This window comes from Pararhizobium arenae, from assembly GCF_001931685.1.
Classification (GTDB): Bacteria; Pseudomonadota; Alphaproteobacteria; order Rhizobiales; family Rhizobiaceae; genus Pararhizobium; species Pararhizobium arenae.
This window is the reverse complement of sequence record NZ_MOOY01000008.1, coordinates 272,163-290,892: the sequence shown is the minus strand read 5'-3', so window position 1 is coordinate 290,892 and position 18,730 is coordinate 272,163. Positions and strand designations below refer to the sequence as shown.

Here is an 18,730-nt window from a genome sequence, read left to right as displayed (position 1 = left end):
CCGAACGGAAGGAGTTGAAGACCATGAACGACCTGATGACCATGGCCATCCTGGCCAACGAGCTTTCAAAACATCAAGACGAGCGCAAGAGGCGCCGGCCACAGCCGCCGGCGGCGCGGATACGCCTGATGCGCGCGGTGCATTCTCTCAGGCAGCTGTTTCGCACAGCGTCATAAGCCCAAACGGCAAAGGCCCGGACGAAACCGGGCCTTTGCAAATTTCTGTTGTTTTCCGGCTGAAGACGCCTATGCGGCTCGCGCCCGCTGGTGTCCCCGTTCGGCGCCGTTTTTCTCCAGCCTGAACTGCTCGACCATCGACATCAGCGTATCGGCCTCGGCGGCAAGCGCGCGGGCGGCAGCCGTCGTTTCAGCCACCATAGATGCGTTCTGTTGGGTCATCTGGTCCATCTGGTTGACGGAGCCATTGACCTCCTGCAGCGCCGCAGACTGGTCGGCGCTTGCGGTCGCAATCGTATTGACGTGGCCGCTGATCGCGACGATCTGCTGGCTGATCGCCGCCAGCACAGCGCCCGTTTCCTGAACCAGTGCCGAACCGTTTGCGACTTCGTCCGTGGATTTATCGATCAGGCTCTTGATCTGGCGGGCGGCATCGGCCGAACGCTGGGCAAGTTCGCGGACTTCCTGCGCCACGACGGCAAAGCCCTTGCCGGCCTCGCCTGCCCGCGCGGCCTCGATGCCGGCGTTAAGGGCCAGCAGGTTGGTCTGGAAGGCGATATCGTCGATCACCTCGATGATCTGCTCGATCTGGCGGGAAGCGTCTTCGATACGTGCCATGGCGGCGATGGCATTCGAAACCACGGATGCGGAATTGTCCGCACTCTTCTTGGTTTCGGCAACGGCACGGTTGGTCTCCTGCGCACGGCCGGCGGAGGATCTGACCGTGACCGTGATTTCCTCGACAGCCGCGGCGGTTTCCTCAAGCGACGCAGCCTGCGCTTCCGTGCGGCGCGACAACGCGTCAGCAGAGCCCATGAGCTGGCCGCTGTTGCTCTGGATCACATGCGCATTGTTGCGGATGCCGGAAAGCGTTTCCCGCAGGCGGGTGAGCGAGCCGTTGAAATCGAGGCGCAACTGCTCGAGACGGCCGGAGAAGGGAATGTCGATCTGCTGCGAAAGATCGCCCTGCGACAGCCTGCCAAGGCCGGCGGCGAGCGCATCCACAGCGATCTCGATATTGCGATCAGTTTCCCGCTTTTCGAGGTCGCGGCGGCTGCGCTCTTCCTCGGTTTCAATCCTGCGGCTCTCGCTTTCGGCCTCCATGCGCTGCTTGGAAAGCGCGTTCTCGCGGAACACGCCAAGCGCACGGGCGATGCCGCCGAACTCGTTCTGACGATCGATGAAGGGAACAGTCGTATCGAGCTTTCCGGCGGAGATGCTCTCGACGCAACCGGTAAGCACACCGAGCGGGCGCAGCGAGGCACGCACCGCCAAATAGGTCATCAGTCCGACAACCGCCATGACCAGCGCGCCGATGCCGAGCGTCAGCGCCTGCAGATAGTTGATCTTGCTGAAATAGACTTCCGTCGGAATACCGATGAACAGCATGCCGACATTGGCGCCGGCAGCATTCTTGACCGGGAAATAGCCGGTGATGTAGTCGCGACCGAACAGCACGGCCGGACCATAATAGGCTTCGCCGCGGGCAAGAGCAGCCTGGGCCGGATGGTCGGCGGCAAGCTTGGTGCCGACTGCGCGATCACCATTTTCCTTTTTCACGTTCGTCGAGATGCGCACATAGTCGCTGCCCTGCTTCTCGAAGATCGTCGCCACGCCGCCGATCGTTTCGGCCGTGCGGTCGACGAGATCATGATCGGCGAGCGTTGCCATCTTCTCTTCCGTGACAGCGGAGAGCTGGCCATCCTTCAAGGTGACGCCCACGTCATCGATCTTCATGCTGTAGAGAAGGGCCATTGCCCGGCTCGCATCCCGCGCATCCTGCGTCGCGTCCTGCATCACGTAAGTCCGCAGATTGTAGTGCATCGCGCCGACGATTGTCGCGGCGCTGACGAACATCAACCCAAGCGTGAGGGCAACGAGCCGGGAGACGACGGATGCGGGCAGGAAACGAGACATGAAAAAGACCCTACAATACGATTATCTGCATCCTTTATGATTTAGAAACCTTAACAACGAATGAGGCTTCAACCCTTATTTTCTGGGGTTTTCACGCAAAAACGCCCGGCAGTGAACCGGGCGTTGCACGTTTATGAAGTAATATATCAGGCTGCGCGAATATAACTCTGAGAACCAGCTTCCGGCTCCAGCCGGAACTGCTCGACCAGCATCATCAGCGTGTCGGCCTGATTGGCAAGCTGGCGGCTGGCGCTCGTCTGCTGATCGACCATTGTCGCGTTCTGCTGGGTCATCTGGTCCATCTGGTTGACGGAGCCGTTGACCTCGGCAAGCGCTGCCGCCTGATCGCGGCTGGCGGTCGCCATCATCTCGACATGGTGGCTGACGGTAACGATCTGCTGGCTGATCGAGGCGAGCACGGCGCCTGTCTCCTGAACCAGATGCGAGCCGGCACTGACCTCCTGGGTCGACTTGTTGATGAGCCCCTTGATCTCGCGGGCGGCATCGGCAGACCGCTGGGCCAGTTCGCGAACCTCCTGGGCAACGACGGCAAAGCCCTTGCCCGCCTCGCCGGCACGCGCGGCTTCGATGCCGGCATTGAGCGCCAGAAGGTTGGTCTGGAAGGCGATGTCATCGATGACTTCGATGATCTGCTCGATCTGGCGTGAAGCCCCTTCGATACGGGTCATGGCCTCGATCGCATTCGAAACGACGGCCGCCGAACTGTCGGCGCTTCGCTTCGTCTGCACCACGACGGCATTGGCTTCGTGGGCACGCTCGGCAGAGGAGCGAACCGTCGTCGTGATCTCGTCGACGGCGGCTGCGGTCTCCTCGAGCGAGGCGGCCTGCGCTTCGGTGCGCTTGGAGAGCTGGTCTGCGGATGCGCTCATCTCTGCGCCGCTGCGCTGGATGGAAAGTGCGTTGCCGCGGATCTGTCCGAGTGTGTCCTGCAGGCGAACCAGCGAGACGTTGAAGTCCTGGCGCAACTGCTCGAGACGCCCGTTGAACGGGGTTTCGATCTGCTGCGAGACATCGCCCGCAGCGAGACGACCGAGGCCGGCGGCCAACGCATCGACGGCGAAGTTGATCTGGCGGTCGATTTCGCGCTTTTCGGCGTCGTTGCGGGCGCGTTCGCTTTCGGCAGCGGCACGCTGCTCTTCGCTTTCCGCCTCGATGCGGATCTTCGAAAGAGCATTTTCCTTGAAGACGCCAAGGGCGCGGGCCATGTCGCCGATTTCGTCGCGGCGGGCTTCGCCGGAGATGGTGGTATCGACGAAACCATCGGCCAGCTTGCGCATGACGGAGGTGATCTGGCCGATCGGACCCTTGAGCGTCAGGACGAGAGCACCACCGGCAACCAGGGCGATGACGATACCGAGCACGGTGGCAAGGACCGAAACCTGGTTTGCCTTGTCGCGCTCGACACTGGCGCTGGTCTTCTGTTCATCAGCAAATTCGCTGAGCTGGTTCCAGATGAGATCGATGGCAGTGCCCGCAGCGGCAAATTCCTGAGAACGCTTGGCGCTGATCTCGACGAGCGCCGCGCTATCCTCGTCCATCTTCTTCAGGACGGGAACGAGAGCTTCGGCAACCTCATCGAAGAAGGTGAGGCCGCTGGCGCTGCCGCGCAGCGCGTCCATGTCGCTCTGCACGATCGACAGTTCACTGAGGAGCTTCTTGCGGTTTTCGTCCGAGGTCTGGCCAAGGAAGCGGGCGGAGGCGATCTGGATGGAATAGATCGAGTTCACCAGCTTGCGGGTGGCAAGAAGGATGGCTTCCGAGCGGATGATCGGCTCGTCGAGTTCGCCGAAGATGCGGGTCGCCTCGCGCATCTTCTCGCCGGCGGCGCCGGCCAGCTGGATTGAAACCTGACGGAAGCGGGACACGCGGCGTGTGATTTCCGGCACGGTGATATCAGGGGCATCCGTGGAGGAGACGAAACCGGAAAGTTCGGTCGCTGTCTTCTTGATCGTTTCGGCCACGACCTTCTGCGACTTCGGCAGCACAGTGGCGATCGAGCGCTCGGTCTTGTTGATGAGCGGGAAACGCTCCTTGACGAGCTTCAGCTTGGCTTCCGGCGCGGTTGCCTTTGCGTAATCGCTGCCGAAATCGGCGAAGAACTTGCTGGCATTGGTCAGACGATCGGCTTCGCGCAACATGCTTTTCGCGGAGTTTTCGTCCTGCCGCACGGCGCGCTGCATCTTGGTTGCTTCTTCGAGGATCTTGACCTGTTCGCCGCCCAGGAAGTTCAGGCTCTTGCCCATGGCATCGCGCAAGCCGACTTCGCCGACATAAAGCTGCCAGAGACCGTCAATGCGCGCTTCGACATCCTGCGTCTTTGCCTGGGCGTCTTCCAGCTTGGTCTTGTCAGCCGCGGGATCGAGACCGTCCATGGTGTCAGCCAGCACTTCCTTCTGGGCAGCAAGCTTGGCGTAGACGTCATCCCGGCTTTCCTGCGTCGTGTGCTGGAGGAACTGGCTCATGCCGGCATAGACATCCTTGAAGCCATTGAGCGATTGCAGAACGCTGTTGGAAATCTCCATGCGTCCCTGCAGCAGGCCCGAAGCATAAAGTCCGGTGATGCCGACGGCACAGATGCTGACGACGAAGGGAAATATGAAGAGCAGAACCTTCGTCTGGATTTTGAAACGGGCAAGAACTCTATCAATGAACATGGCGCACCCCGGCGTTCAGCCTGCTCCCGCCCCTCCCCACCCTCTCGCAAGGGCTCTTTTTCGTGGCTGGCAAACTGGTGGTTAAGCTCGAAACATGCGGGGATATCCGCCAGTCCGTCGGGGCATTCATTGCTTGGCGATGCAACTCACATGTTGCCCGCCACCGTAGACTCCTGATGAGAACAGTTTTCAACGACAACGATTAATTTTTACATAAATGCGCAATTAAATCGTTTGATGTCGCACTTATCGCGAAAGATCGACCGATAAGAAGAATATTCTTCTCGGCCATGCAGAACCGGATAGGTCCGGACCTGAAACCGGCCGGTCGATCCTGCCGGCAGAAGGTCAGGTTCCCGCATATCCCTTAAGATTGGCTGAAGACCGCAGGCTTTATGCGACTTGCCCTGCAGAGAAGCCCGAAGCCCAGGCCCACTGGAAGTTATAGCCACCGAGCCAGCCGGTGACATCGACGCACTCGCCGATGAAATAGAGGCCTTCGACCGAGCGGGCCTGCATGGTGCGGGAATCGAGGCCCGCCGTATCGATGCCGCCGAGCGTGACTTCGGCCGTGCGATATCCTTCAGAGCCGGCCGGCTTGATGCGCCAGTCGGCGAGGCCAGCGCAAAAACCATCGATTGCCTTGTCGGAGAGATCGGCGAGGCTCTTCACCTGCAAACCGGCACTCTCGACAAGGAACTGGGCGAGCCGTTTCGGCAGATGTTCCGACAATATAGTTTGCGGAGCCTGCTTGCCCTGCCCTTTCCGCGCATCTTTCAAAGCCTGCGCGATATCGAAAGACGGCAGCAGCCGGATGCTTATCTCGCCGCCCTCACGCCAATAGGACGATATCTGCAGGATGCAGGGCCCGCTCAGGCCGCGATGGGTGATGAGCAGCGCTTCCTCGAAACCCGTCTTGCCGACACTGGCGCGGGCATCCACGGCGACGCCGGAGAGCGGGGCAAGCTTGTCGAGCTCCGTGGGATCGAGCGTCAGAGGCACGAGGCCCGGGCGTGTCTCTATCAGAGAAAGTCCGAACTGCTCCGCGATCTTGTAGGCAAAGCCGGTGGCGCCCATTTTCGGAATAGACTTCCCGCCCGATGCGATCACAAGAGAGTTGCAATCGATGCGCCCGCCTGATGTCGAGACCCGAAAGCCGCTAAGGCTCTGCTCGAGCGCTTCAATCGAGGTCGACAGACGCAGAACGACGCCGGCATCCCGCATCTCGGACAGCAGCATGCGGATGATATCCTTGGCGCTGTCGTCGCAGAACAATTGCCCAAGCGTCTTTTCATGCCAGGCGATGCCGTGGCGCTCGACCATGCCGAGGAAATCCTGTGGCGTGTAGCGGGCCAGCGCCGATTTGCAGAAATGCGGATTGGCCGAGAGAAACGCTTTCGGGCTCGCATGGATATTGGTGAAGTTGCAGCGCCCGCCGCCGGAGATGCGAATCTTCTCGCCCGGCGCCTTTGCATGGTCGAGCACGATCACGCGGCGGCCGCGCTTGCCCGCCTCGATGGCGCACATCATGCCCGCCGCACCGGCCCCGATTATCACGACGTCGTAGTTTTCAACCACCGCTCATATCCCGTTTTCTTTTCCTTTGACGGCCGTGAGCGGAAAGTCAATCCGATGCATAAAACTGTCAAAAACCCGCTGCTGGGGCCATCAAGCCCCCCTAGCCAATTGCCAAACTGTGGCTATGATGCCCCATCCGAACCCAAAACCGGTGATTTATGCCTGCTAAAAGAACCCTCGTCCCCCGTGTAAAAGAGATTCCGAGAACACAGAAAATACCCGCAGCACTGCAAGCCCCACGCGGCGTCAAGACCTGGAAGGAAGCCGTCGACTGGCTCAAGGTTCGGGGAGTCGAAGACATCGAATGCATCACCCCCGACATTGCCGGCGTACCGCGCGGCAAGATGATGCCATCCTCGAAATTCACCTCCAATACCTCGCTTGCGCTGCCCTCGGCGATCTACCGCCACACCATTTCCGGCGAATATCCCGATGAAACCGGCAATTTCCGCTACGACAGCCGCGACAGCGACATCAAGCTGGTGCCTGACCTTTCCACCCTCTCCATCGTTCCCTGGGAAAGCGACCCGACGGCGCAGGTGATCTGCGACATCGCGGGCTCTTCCGGCGAAAACGTGCCCTACACGCCGCGTAACGTGTTGAAGCATGTGCTCGACCTTTACAAGCAGCGCGGCTGGAAGCCGGTGGTGGCGCCGGAAATCGAATTCTATCTCGTCGCCAAGAACGACGACCCCGACTATCCGCTGCGCCCGCCGACAGGCCGCTCCGGCCGCTCCATCCAGGGCGGGCAGGCTTACTCGATCGCCGGTGTTAACGAGTTCGACGAACTGATCGACGACATCTACCACTTCTCCGAAAAGCAGGGTCTGGAGATCGACACGCTGATCCATGAAGAGGGCCCGGCGCAACTCGAAATCAACCTGCGCCACGGCGACCCGATCGAGCTTGCCGACCAGGTGTTCATGTTCAAGCGCACCATCCGCGAGGCGGCGCTGAAACACGGCATCTACGCGACCTTCATGGCAAAGCCGATGCAGGCGCAACCGGGCTCGGCCATGCACATCCACCAGTCGGTGGTCGAGATCAACACCGGCCGCAACCTGTTCTCCAACGCTGACGGCTCTGCGTCGAAGGAGTTCTTCTCCTTCATCGGCGGCATGCAGAAATATGTGCCGAAGGCGCTGTCGATGATGGCGCCCTATGTGAACTCCTATCGCCGCCTGACGCCGGATATGTCGGCGCCGGTCAACAACGCCTGGGGCTACGACAACCGCACCACCGCCTTCCGCGTTCCGGTTTCGGAACCGGCGGCGCGGCGCGTCGAAAACCGGCTGCCGAGCTCGGATGCCAATCCGTATCTGGCGCTCGCCGCCTCGCTCGGCTGCGGCTATCTCGGTATCGTGCAGGGGCTGGAGCCCTCCGCACCGGCAGACGACAGCGCCGATGAAGGTACGATCGATTTGCCGCGTGGCCTCTTGGAAGCGGTCTCCCTGCTGGAATCGGAACCATCCTTCGAGGAAGTCTTCAGTGCCGAGTTCATCGCCATCTATGGCGGCGTCAAGCGGGGCGAGTTCGAGACCTTCATGCAGGTGATCAGCCCCTGGGAGCGGGAATACCTGCTTCTCAACGTCTGAGAGGAGGCTTAACCCATGGCGTGTCAAAGCCCGATCTCGCCGGGGATTTCCTGGTATGAGGACAATGTCGCCGAGCGGCCGGAATATCCGGCCCTCGGCGGCTCCACCGAAACGGACGTCGCCATCATCGGCGGCGGCTTTACCGGCCTGCAGGCCGCCTACAATCTTGCGAAGAACGACGTGCGCGTCACGCTGATCGAGGCCTGTCGCTTCGGCGATGGCGCATCTGGGCGCAATGGCGGCCAGCTTGGCAGCGGCCAGCGCTGGTGGCCGGAAGAAGCCGAAGCGTCCCTCGGCTACGACCGCTCCAAGGCTCTGTTCGACATGGCCGAGAATGCCAAGCGGTATCTCCTCGATTTCGCCGACGACCACGGCATTGATATCGACTACACGCCCGGCCAACTCTCCGTCTGTCACAAGAAGGGGCTGGAGAAATATTACCGGGCCAATGGCGAGATCGCCGCAAGCCGCTACAATTACCCGCATATCAGCTTCATGGACGGCAAGGAGACAGCGGAACGGCTCGGCTCGACGCACTACCTCTTCGGCGTGCGCGATACCGGCACCGGCCATATTCAGCCCATGAAGCTGCTGGTCGGGCTTGCCAGGCAGGCTCAGGCCGCAGGCGCTGCCATCCACGAGAAGACGAAGGCGCTGAAGATCGACCGGCAGGGCGGCAAGATCGTGATCGAAACCACCCACGGCACGATCCGCACCGAGCGGGCGCTGATTGCCTGCAATGCCTATATCGGCAATCTCGAACCGGTCACCGCAAACCACGTCATGCCGATCCGTTCCTTCATCGGTGCGACCCGGCCGCTGGATGATTTTCCTGATGTTATTCCCGGCAACGAATCGGTCGCCGATTCGCGTTTTGTCGTGCGCTATTTCCGCCGTTTGAAAAATGGCCGGCTGCTGTTTGGTGGCCGCGAAGCCTACACGGCTGACAATCCGCGCGACATCTCCGACCATATCCGCCGGCAGATCGCCGAAATCTATCCGCAGCTTGCCGAGATCGAGATGACCCATTCCTGGGGTGGCTCGGTCGGCATCACCCTGCCTCGCCAGCCCTTTGTGCGAGAGGTCATGCCCGGCGTCACCTCGATCGGCGGCTATTCCGGCCATGGCGTGATGTTGTCGAACTATTGCGGCAAGCTTTATGCCGACCTTGTGCGCGGCGACAGAACGGAGCTTGAGCTCTATCGCGACCTCAATATCGCAGGCTTTCCGGGGGGGCCGCGCTTGCGCACACCGCTTCTGTTTCTGGCGCTGAGCTGGTATGCCCTTCGCGACAAATTTTGATTGAAGACGCGGGAACCGTCATTAAACTGTTCCCGCGTCATACCAATCTTGGGCCAATCTTCCTGCGGCTTTCACAAGCCCGCTGCACACCGTATCAAGTCGCAAACCCGCATTTTATTGCGTCGCACCCTAGCGCTTTTAAATCGATTAGATTATATCACCCTCAGACGAACAGAGATCGAGAATTTCATGAGCAGCCAGATCATTCCTGTCGAGCCCTTTGACTATGTCGTTTTCGGCGGCACGGGCGACCTCGCCGAACGCAAGCTGCTGCCGGCCCTCTATCATCGCCAGCTGGACGGCCAGTTTACCGAGCCGACCCGCATCATCGGCGCCTCGCGCAGCGCGCTGAGCCATGAGGAATACCGCAAGTTTGCGGATGCCGCCCTCAAGGAATATCTGAAGGCCGGCGAATACCAGGAAGAGCAGGTCAAGACCTTCCTCAACCGCCTGTTCTATATTCCGGTAGATGCCAAGTCAGACGCGGGCTGGGACAAGCTCAAGGCTTTGCTCGACGAAGGCAAGGAGCGCGTTCGCGCTTTCTACCTCGCCGTAGCCCCCGGCATCTTCGGCGACATCTCCGAAAAGATCCGCGACCACAAGCTGATCACCAAATCGACCCGCATCGTCGTCGAAAAGCCGATCGGCCGCGACCTCGCCTCGGCGCTGGAGCTCAACGACACCATCGGCCGGGTTTTCCGCGAAGACCAGATCTTCCGTATCGACCACTACCTTGGCAAGGAAACGGTGCAGAACCTGATGGCGCTGCGCTTTGCCAACGCGCTCTATGAACCGCTCTGGAACGCCCAGTACATCGATCATATCCAGATATCGGTCGCCGAATCCGTCGGGCTCGAAAGCCGGGCCGGCTACTATGACAAGGCCGGCGCGCTGCGCGACATGGTGCAGAACCACATCCTACAGCTGCTCTGCCTCGTTGCCATGGAAGTGCCGCCGTCGATGAACGCCGAAGCGGTTCGCGACGAGAAGCTGAAGGTGCTGCGCGCCCTGAAGCCGATCAACGAAAGCAATGTCGAGAAGGCAACCGTGCGCGGCCAATACAAGGCCGGCGCCTCGGCCGGTGGTCCGGTCAAGGGTTACCTCGAAGAGCTGGAAGGCGGCGTCTCCAACACAGAGACCTTCGTTGCCATCAAGGCCGAGATCAACAACTGGCGCTGGGCCGGCGTTCCCTTCTATATTCGCACGGGCAAGCGCCTTGCGGCCCGCATGTCGGAGATCGTCATTACCTTCAAGCCGATCCCGCATTCGATCTTCGACGAATCGGCCGGTCGTATCGCCCAGAACCAGCTGATCATTCGCCTACAGCCGGACGAAGGCGTCAAGCAGTCGCTGATGATCAAGGACCCCGGCCAGGGCGGCATGCGCCTGCGCAACGTTTCGCTGGACATGAGCTTTGCCGAAGCCTTCAACGCCCGCGCCGCCGATGCCTATGAGCGACTTCTGCTCGATGTCGTCAGAAACAACCAGACGCTGTTCATGCGCCGCGACGAAGTCGAGGCTGCGTGGCAGTGGGTCGATCCGATCCTCAAAGCCTGGGAAGAGGTCGGCCAGCAGGCGCAGGCCTACACGGCCGGCACCTGGGGCCCGAGCCAGGCCATCGCGCTGATCGAGCGCGACGGTCGCACCTGGCATGAAGTGATCTAAGGAGCGCATATGGGGGAAGTCCTGCACCAATTCGATAACGGCGCGGCTTTGGCCGAAGGTCTTGCCGACGCTGTTGCCGAAGCGCTCTCGACCGCCATCGCGGCGCGCGGCAAGGCAACGCTGGTCGTTTCCGGAGGCTCGACGCCGAAAGCCTTTTTCCAGGCACTGTCGAGCAAACCGATCGACTGGCCAAATGTGGTTGTCACGCTGGTTGACGAACGTTTCGTGCCGCCGGAAAGCGACCGCTCGAACCACAAACTGGTGAGCGACAACCTGCTGAAAGCTGCGGCTGCCGGCGCACAGTTTCTCCCGCTCTATCACGCAGCCGATGATGCGGAGCGCGCTGCCGAGCTTGCGACGGAGGCGACAGCTTCGCTGGGCGCGCCCTTCGACGTGGTGATCCTCGGCATGGGAACGGATGGGCATACCGCCTCGTTCTTCCCGGGCGGCTCCCGTCTGGCCGAAGCGCTCGACGCGAACACCCCGCGCGGCGTGATCACCATGGAAGCCGACGGCGCGGGCGAGCCGCGCCTGACATTCACATTCTCCAGCCTTCAGGATGCCAGACTTCTGGTTCTCCATATCGAAGGCAACGGCAAGAAGGATGTTCTTGCCAAGGCAGAAGCGCCCGGAGACGAGGCGGAGATGCCGATCCGCGCCATGTTGCGCCGGGCGTCATCGCCGCTGCAGATCTACTGGGCGCCCTGACGTCACTCCGGGGCCCAAGACCCGAAGCCGTCACCCCGGGCTGCGCGATATCTTGACAGCGCGCAGTCTTTCGAAGTGTCGCGACGCCATCTTGCGGGTTTCGACCACGCGGGCGTCACAGAGCCAAGGGGCCGTTGGGCTCCGGAACAGGATTGCCATGTCCGTCGATTCCCGTATTGCCGCGATCACCGCCCGCATCGTTGAGCGTTCCAAGCCTTATCGCGAGCCCTATCTTGAGCGCGTGCGCAACGCCGCCGCAAAGGGTGTGCACCGCTCCGTTCTCGGTTGCGGCAACCTCGCACACGGCTTTGCCGTCTGTTCCCCCTCCGAGAAGGTCGCCCTTGCGGGCGACACGGTGCCGAACCTCGGCATCATCACCTCCTATAACGATATGCTGTCGGCGCATCAGCCGTTTGAGACCTACCCTGCCCTGATCCGGCAGGCCGCCCATGAAGCCGGCGGCATCGCGCAGGTCGCCGGCGGCGTTCCCGCCATGTGCGATGGCGTGACCCAGGGCCAGCCGGGCATGGAGCTGTCGCTGTTCTCGCGCGACCTCATCGCCATGGCGGCCGGCATCGGCCTGTCGCACAATATGTTCGATTCAACGGTCTACCTCGGCGTCTGCGACAAGATCGTGCCCGGCCTGATGATTGCCGCCATGACCTTCGGGCATCTTCCGGCCGTGTTCATCCCCGCCGGCCCGATGACCACAGGCCTGCCCAATGACGAGAAGGCGCGCGTGCGCCAGCTCTATGCCGAAGGCAAGGTTGGGCGCGACGAGCTGCTGGAAGCCGAATCCAAGTCCTATCACGGCCCCGGCACCTGCACCTTCTACGGTACCGCCAACTCCAACCAGATGCTGATGGAGATCATGGGCTTTCACCTGCCCGGCGCCTCGTTCATCAATCCGGGCACGCCGCTGCGCGACGCGCTGACCAAGGAAGCGACGAAGCGGGCGCTCGCCATCACCGCTCTTGGCAACGAATTCACGCCCGCCGGCGAGATGATCGACGAACGCTCGATCGTCAACGGCGTCATCGGCCTGCATGCCACCGGCGGCTCGACCAATCACACCATGCACCTTGTCGCCATGGCGCGCGCGGGCGGCATTGCCCTGACGTGGCAGGATATTTCGGAGCTCTCCGACATCATCCCGCTGCTTGCCCGCGTCTACCCGAACGGCCTTGCCGACGTGAACCACTTCCATGCGGCCGGCGGCATGGGCTTCCTCATCAGCCAGCTCCTGAAGAAGGGCCTGCTCCATGACGACGTTCGCACCGTCTACGGCCAGGGTCTTGATGCCTATGCGATCGATGTGAAGCTCGGCGCCAATGGCGGCGTGCTGCGCGAGCCGGCGCCGGAAAAGAGCCATGACCCGAAGGTGCTGGCCACGATCGATCATCCGTTCCAGTCGACGGGCGGCCTGAAGATGCTGGAAGGCAATCTCGGCAAGGCAGTCATCAAGATTTCCGCCGTCAAGCCGGAGCGCCACATCATCGAAGCGCCGGCCAAGATCTTCCACGATCAGGCCGAATTGCAAAGCGCGTTCAAGGAAGGCAAGCTCGAAGGCAACTTCATTGCCGTCGTGCGCTTCCAGGGGCCGAAGGCCAATGGCATGCCGGAACTGCACAAGCTGACGACCGTGCTTGGTATCCTGCAGGATCGCGGCCAGATTGTTGCGCTGGTGACGGACGGCCGCATGTCGGGCGCCTCCGGCAAGGTGCCGTCTGCAATCCACATGACGCCGGAAGCGAAGGACGGCGGCCCGATCGCCAAGGTGCGCGAAGGCGATATCATCCGCCTCGATGCTATTGCCGGTACGATCGAAGTGCTGGGAGACCAACATGCGTTCGCGGCTCGCGAGGCGGTGACAGCCGATCTCTCGCACAATGAGTTCGGCATGGGCCGCGAACTTTTCGCACCCTTCCGCGCGATTGCGGGCACTGCCGATCACGGCGCGAGCGTGCTGTTCAATTAAGGTTTTACGGAGACGGGCCCCTCTCCCCGCTTGTAAGGTTGAGGGGCAGTTCAAACCGACGATACACAGTTAAGGCAAAGGCCCGGGATGCATGTCCTGCCGGCCGTCATATCTCTCGATCTTCAAATCGAAGAGATCGATGTCATCAATGCAGCGCGCGTTGACGGACACCTTGCCGCCGGGATAGCCGGTCCGCAGCAGGGCGACACCGCAGGTCGGGCAGAAATGATGCCCTTCTGTGACGCAACGCCAGACATAGGTGGACATCTGCCGCTTTTCGCTGAGAAGCGTGATCCTGTCGGCCGGGATTTTCCAGTGAAGGAAGCCGGAGCGTCGGCAGGTCGAGCAGTTGCACTCGATGAGTTCGCCGGGCTCGTCATCGACCTGGAAGCGGATATCGCCGCAATGGCAGGAAAGCCTGTAGGGTTTTTCCATGCGTCATCATCCTGCTGCAACATAAGCCCATGACAGCCGCTCGTTCAGCGGGTGTCAAGCCTCGGCTTCGATGAGCGAAAGATTAGCGCGTCAACCGTAGATATCGAGCACCCGATTGCGGTGATTGGGGTGCGTCGAATAAACGAAGATGCGGTTGAGGTCACGATCGCTGATCAGCCGCAGGAAGCGGGCTTCGACGATGTTGTTGGCGTGAACACGCTTCACCAGGCAGCCGATCATGTTGATACGGGCGCTGGGAATATCGAGATAAAAATTCTGCGGCAGCTTGAACTGCGTCGGCATCGTCAGCACGGCGCTGCTCTTGGAGATCTTGATGATCTGGCACCGGCGGGAGGAGAGATTCGTCATACCGTTTTCGGTATATTCGATCCGCGCATCGTTCATCGTGTCTTCCATCGGGAAATTGACTTCCCGGTCATACATGAACGACTCTTCCTTGCTGAGGTACGTCGGCCGATCGACTGCGCCTGCCATTTCACTGTCCCCTTCCGTTTACGCCCTGAAATATTAGTGGGCGAAATTTAACAGAGGGTGAGTCGCCACAAAAAAACCGCCGGTTTTCACCGGCGGCCTGTTGAAAACCGGCTGGTTTCTAAAGCGTGTCGCGATCTTTCAGATTCGCTCGTCCGCTTTAGGTTTTTGTTTTTACGCATGTCTTTTCGCAAAACCGCGGCACACTTTTGCGAGACATACTTTAGCGGCGATAGGTCTTGCCGGCGTCGTCGAAGAGATGGAGCTTCGACTTGTCGGCGGTGAACCGTACTTTGGAGCCGCGAGCGACATCGAGAATGCCCGGCACCTTGGCGATAATCGGCTCGTTGGCGACGAGGCCTTCGATGTAAAGCAGCGTCACCTCACCGAGCGCCTCAATGATCGCCACGGTGCCCTCGAAAAGGAAGTCATCACCTTGCGCAATCCGCAGGTCTTCCGGCCGAACGCCGAAGCTGGCGGTCTTGCCGGCTTCGCTGGCAGCCGTCGGGATATCCAGCGTATCGCGCTTGCCGCCGACCAGCTCCACCGTCGTCTGCTGACCCGTGGTGATGATCTTGGCCGGAATGACGTTCATCGCAGGCGACCCGATGAAACGGGCAACGAACAGGTTGGCCGGGCGCTCGTACAGATCGAGCGGCGCACCGACCTGCTCGATATGGCCGGCGGACAGGACGACGATGCGGTCGGCAAGGGTCATCGCTTCCACCTGGTCGTGTGTCACGTAGATCATCGTGGTATCGGCCATGGCTTCGGAAAGCTTGGCGATCTCGATGCGGGTGGCGACACGCAGCGCCGCGTCGAGGTTCGACAGCGGCTCATCGAACAGGAAGACCTTGGGATTGCGGCAGATGGCGCGACCGATGGCGACGCGCTGGCGCTGACCGCCCGAAAGCGCCTTCGGAAGGCGGTCGAGATATTGGGTGAGCTGCAGGATATCGGCAGCCGAGCGAACCCGGCGGTCGATCTCTTCCTTGCTTTCCTTGGCGATGCGCATGCCAAAGGCCATGTTGTCGTAGACGGTCATGTGCGGATAGAGCGCATAGGACTGGAAAACCATGGCGATGCCGCGTTTCGACGGCGGCACGTCGTTGACGCGCTCGCCCTCGATGAACATATCGCCACCGCTGATCTCCTCAAGGCCGGCGATCATGCGCAGAAGCGTCGATTTCCCGCAGCCGGACGGCCCGACGAAAACCACGAACTCGCCCTTCTTGATGTCCAGATCGATGCCATGGATGACATCGACGGCACCGTAGGACTTGCGGATATTCTTCAGTTCAAGACCTGCCATGCCATCCTCCCCTTCATTTCCGTTGTCCGGCCTTTGCCCAAGGCTGTTTTGATTGTCATATCAGGCGCGCGAAAAAGCCGCTCCATGCGGGGAGCGTGATGCGCTCTTCGCCGAGTTCGGAAGTGAACCCGTGCCCTTCCAGCACGTCGAGCATCTCGATTGGACGCTCGACCGTGGTCGCCTCGCCGCTCATGTTGAACAGGCACAGAATTTCCTCGTTTCCGTGGATGCGGGTGAAACCGAGCACCGGCGCCTGGTAAGCGCGGAACGCGATGTCGCCCTTGGCAAAAGCCGGATATTGTTTCCGGAACGCCAGAAAGCGGCGATAGTGATGCAACACGGAGCGGGCATCGTTTTCCTGCGCGGAAACGGCGCGGGCGATATGGTCCGGCGAAACAGGCAGCCAGGTCTTGCCGACGCTGAAGCCGCCATTTGGCTCGTTTGCGTCCCAGACCATCGGCGTGCGGCAGCCGTCGCGGCCCTTGAAATCGGGCCAGAACTGGATGCCGTAAGGATCCTGAAGGTCCTCAAAGGCGAGCTCGGCTTCCGTCAGGCCCAGTTCCTCACCCTGATAGATGCAGACGGACCCCCGCAGCGTCATCAAGAGGCTGGCAAGGAACTTCGCATGGGCATCATGGTCTGCGATATCGAGGCCCCAGCGGCTGACATGGCGCACGACATCGTGGTTCGAAAACGCCCAGCAGGCCCAGCCTTCCGGCGCGGCGCGCTCGAAGGCATGCTGGACGGCCGCGACGCTTGCGGGCGTCAGCGGATCGGGCGCCAGAAATTCGAAGGCGTAGCACATATGCATCTTATCGCCGCCGGAGGTGTACTGGCCGGCGATTTCGAGACCGATCTGGCTGTCGCCGACCTCACCGACGGCGGCGATGGCCGGAAACTCGTCCATGACCGCACGAAACCGCTTCAGGAACGCCAGGTTTTCCGGCTGGTTCTTGTCGTAGAGATGTTCCTGATAGTTATACGGGTTGACGGCCGGCGCCGTATTCGCATTGCGCCGTTCGGGCGCGAGAGCCGGATTGTCGCGCAGTTCCTTGTCGTGGAAGTAGAAGTTGATCGTGTCGAGGCGGAAGCCATCGACGCCGCGCTCCAGCCAGAAACGCTCGACGGCCAGCAGCGCTTCCTGCACTTCCGGATTGTGGAGGTTGAGGTCCGGCTGCGAGGTCAGGAAGTTGTGCATGTAATATTGCAGGCGGGTCGGATCCCACTGCCATGCGGAACCGCCGAAGATCGACAGCCAGTTGTTGGGCGGCGTGCCATCCGGCTTGGAGTCGGCCCAGACATACCAGTCTGCCTTCGGATTGAAGCGGCTGGAGCGGCTTTCGACAAACCACGGATGCTGGTCCGACGTGTGCGACAGCACCAGATCGATCATCACGCGGATGCCGAGGCGATGAGCCTCAGCGATCAGCGCATCGAAATCGGCAAGGTCGCCGAAAATCTGGTCGACGCCGTTGTAATCGGAGACGTCGTAGCCGAAATCCTTCATCGGCGAGGTGAAGAAAGGCGAAATCCAGATCGCATCGACGCCGAGCGAGGCGACATGGGGCAGCCTTGCGGTGATGCCCTTCAGGTCGCCGATGCCGTCGCCATTGGAGTCCTGGTAGCTGCGCGGATAGATCTGATAGATCACCGCGCCGCGCCACCAGTCCTTGTCGGGCTGCAGCACTGCTTCGGTCGGGTTCGATACGCGTACATTCATTTCGTCTTGTCTTTCGTCGTCCAGTTAAATGTCAGCCGCCCTTGACCGAGCCCGCCAGCAGGCCGCGCACGAGATAACGCTGCAGGCTGAAGAAGACGATCAGAGGCACGATGATGGTGATGAAGGCGGATGCCGTGAGGATTTCCCAGTTGCCGCCGCGGCTGCCGAGCAGGTTCACCAGGCGGCCCGTCAGGACCAGCTCGTTGTTGCCGGTGCCCAGGAACACCATGGCCACCAGCAGGTCGTTCCAGGTCCAGAGGAACTGGAAAATCGCGAAGGAAGCAAGCGCCGGGAAGGACAGCGGAAGGATAATCTTGATGAAGATATCGAAGTCGCTTGCGCCATCCACCCGGGCGGATTCCATGATCTCGCGCGGCAGGCCGGCCATGTAGTTGCGCAGCAGGTAAATGGCGAGCGGCAGGCCGAAGCCGGTATGCGCAAGCCATATGCCCATATAGGTCTTGGCCGGCACGCCGAAGAAGGCACCGACGCCGTTATACAGTTTCAGAAGCGGGATCAGCGACATCTGTAGCGGCACGACGAGCAGACCGACGACGACGGCAATCAGCAGCGCCCTTCCGGGGAACTCCATCCAGGCCAGCGCATAGGCTGCGAAGGCGGCGATCAGGATCGGAATGATGGTTGCGGGAACGGCAACCGTGAGCGAGTTGATGAAGGATGCGCCGATGCCTTCGGCGTTCAGCACTTCGCGGTAGTTGTCGAAGGTGAAGCGCGGAGGGGTGGAGGCCGTGTAGAAAATGCGCTGGCCGCGCGTACCTTCCATCCTCGTATCCGAAACAATCTCGAAGCTGCCGTCTTCCTGCACCGTCAGCTTTGCGCCGTCGGCGAGGTCCGTCGTCTCGCCGGGCTGGAAGGCGCCGGGTTCGCGGCTGGATGTGCCGAAGGCGGAAACCTTGAGGCCGCCGCTCTCGCTGACATTGCCCGTGATGATGAACTTGCCGTCACGCTCGACCTGCGCATCGGCAGCCGGCGCACGGAAAACATCGTTGCGGGACGAACTGGAAAGAGCGGTCCACCAGCCGGAAACGGCCAGCTGGTCCTTGTCGCGAAGGGACGAGATCAGCAGACCTGCCGTCGGCAGTGTCCAGATCACGACGAGAAGCAGAACTGCCAGGTGAACAACCCACATCAGGGAGGAGCGTGCTGCGCCGATCAT

At 61.1% G+C, this 18,730-nt stretch carries 14 protein-coding genes; 6 read left to right on the top strand and 8 right to left on the bottom strand.

Annotation, left to right across the window (positions count from 1 at the left end; all coding sequences use genetic code 11):
* Window positions 1–23: 23 nt before the first annotated feature.
* Complete coding sequence (locus tag BLX89_RS24665) at window positions 24–176, top strand: hypothetical protein (protein ID WP_158025969.1); 153 nt, start codon at window positions 24–26, stop codon at window positions 174–176.
* A 69-nt stretch (window positions 177–245) separates the two neighbouring features.
* Here BLX89_RS24665 and BLX89_RS19090 read toward each other — a convergent pair whose 3' ends face one another.
* From BLX89_RS19090 to BLX89_RS19080, 3 genes are all read right to left on the bottom strand, one after another.
* Window positions 246–2,093, bottom strand: a complete 1,848-nt coding sequence (locus tag BLX89_RS19090; protein ID WP_075292531.1) for a methyl-accepting chemotaxis protein — start codon at window positions 2,091–2,093, stop codon at window positions 246–248.
* Window positions 2,094–2,239: 146 nt separating this feature from the next.
* On the bottom strand, window positions 2,240–4,768 hold the full coding sequence (locus BLX89_RS19085; RefSeq protein WP_075292530.1) for a methyl-accepting chemotaxis protein: 2,529 nt from the start codon (window positions 4,766–4,768) through the stop codon (window positions 2,240–2,242).
* A gap of 393 nt (window positions 4,769–5,161) precedes the next feature.
* Window positions 5,162–6,346, bottom strand: coding sequence for a BaiN/RdsA family NAD(P)/FAD-dependent oxidoreductase (locus BLX89_RS19080; RefSeq protein ID WP_075292529.1), 1,185 nt, complete (start codon window positions 6,344–6,346; stop codon window positions 5,162–5,164).
* Window positions 6,347–6,504: 158 nt separating this feature from the next.
* On the opposite strand from BLX89_RS19080, the gene BLX89_RS19075 reads away from it, so the two are divergent.
* The 5 genes from BLX89_RS19075 (at window position 6,505) to edd (ending at window position 13,594) form a co-directional block, all read left to right on the top strand.
* Window positions 6,505–7,941 carry a glutamine synthetase family protein gene (locus BLX89_RS19075; RefSeq protein ID WP_075292528.1) on the top strand — a complete coding sequence of 479 codons (1,437 nt, stop codon included), beginning with the start codon at window positions 6,505–6,507 and terminating at the stop codon, window positions 7,939–7,941.
* Between the two features lie 15 nt (window positions 7,942–7,956).
* Window positions 7,957–9,243, top strand: a complete 1,287-nt coding sequence (locus BLX89_RS19070) for an NAD(P)/FAD-dependent oxidoreductase (protein WP_075292527.1) — start codon at window positions 7,957–7,959, stop codon at window positions 9,241–9,243.
* A gap of 189 nt (window positions 9,244–9,432) precedes the next feature.
* On the top strand, window positions 9,433–10,908 hold the full coding sequence (gene zwf, locus BLX89_RS19065; RefSeq protein ID WP_075292526.1) for a glucose-6-phosphate dehydrogenase: 1,476 nt from the start codon (window positions 9,433–9,435) through the stop codon (window positions 10,906–10,908).
* Window positions 10,909–10,917: 9 nt separating this feature from the next.
* A complete protein-coding gene (gene pgl / locus BLX89_RS19060; RefSeq protein ID WP_075292525.1) occupies window positions 10,918–11,616 on the top strand; it encodes a 6-phosphogluconolactonase in 699 nt (232 codons plus the stop codon).
* Window positions 11,617–11,773: 157 nt separating this feature from the next.
* Window positions 11,774–13,594: a phosphogluconate dehydratase gene (edd, locus tag BLX89_RS19055; protein WP_075292524.1), complete on the top strand. Its 1,821-nt coding sequence runs from the start codon at window positions 11,774–11,776 to the stop codon at window positions 13,592–13,594.
* 69 nt (window positions 13,595–13,663) lie between these two features.
* Here the strand turns inward: edd and BLX89_RS19050 are convergent, their stop codons facing one another.
* The 5 genes from BLX89_RS19050 to BLX89_RS19030 all read right to left on the bottom strand — a co-directional run bounded on the left by BLX89_RS19050 (window position 13,664) and on the right by BLX89_RS19030 (window position 18,730).
* A complete protein-coding gene (locus BLX89_RS19050; protein ID WP_075292523.1) occupies window positions 13,664–14,029 on the bottom strand; it encodes a GFA family protein in 366 nt (121 codons plus the stop codon).
* A 90-nt stretch (window positions 14,030–14,119) separates the two neighbouring features.
* A complete protein-coding gene (locus BLX89_RS19045) occupies window positions 14,120–14,524 on the bottom strand; it encodes a hypothetical protein (protein WP_083637686.1) in 405 nt (134 codons plus the stop codon).
* A gap of 220 nt (window positions 14,525–14,744) precedes the next feature.
* Window positions 14,745–15,833, bottom strand: coding sequence for an ABC transporter ATP-binding protein (locus BLX89_RS19040; protein WP_075292522.1), 1,089 nt, complete (start codon window positions 15,831–15,833; stop codon window positions 14,745–14,747).
* Window positions 15,834–15,888: 55 nt separating this feature from the next.
* Entirely contained in the window at window positions 15,889–17,553 is a 1,665-nt protein-coding gene (gene bglA / locus BLX89_RS19035) for a beta-galactosidase BglA (RefSeq protein ID WP_075292521.1), read from the bottom strand.
* 31 nt (window positions 17,554–17,584) lie between these two features.
* Entirely contained in the window at window positions 17,585–18,730 is a 1,146-nt protein-coding gene (locus BLX89_RS19030; RefSeq protein ID WP_075292520.1) for a carbohydrate ABC transporter permease, read from the bottom strand.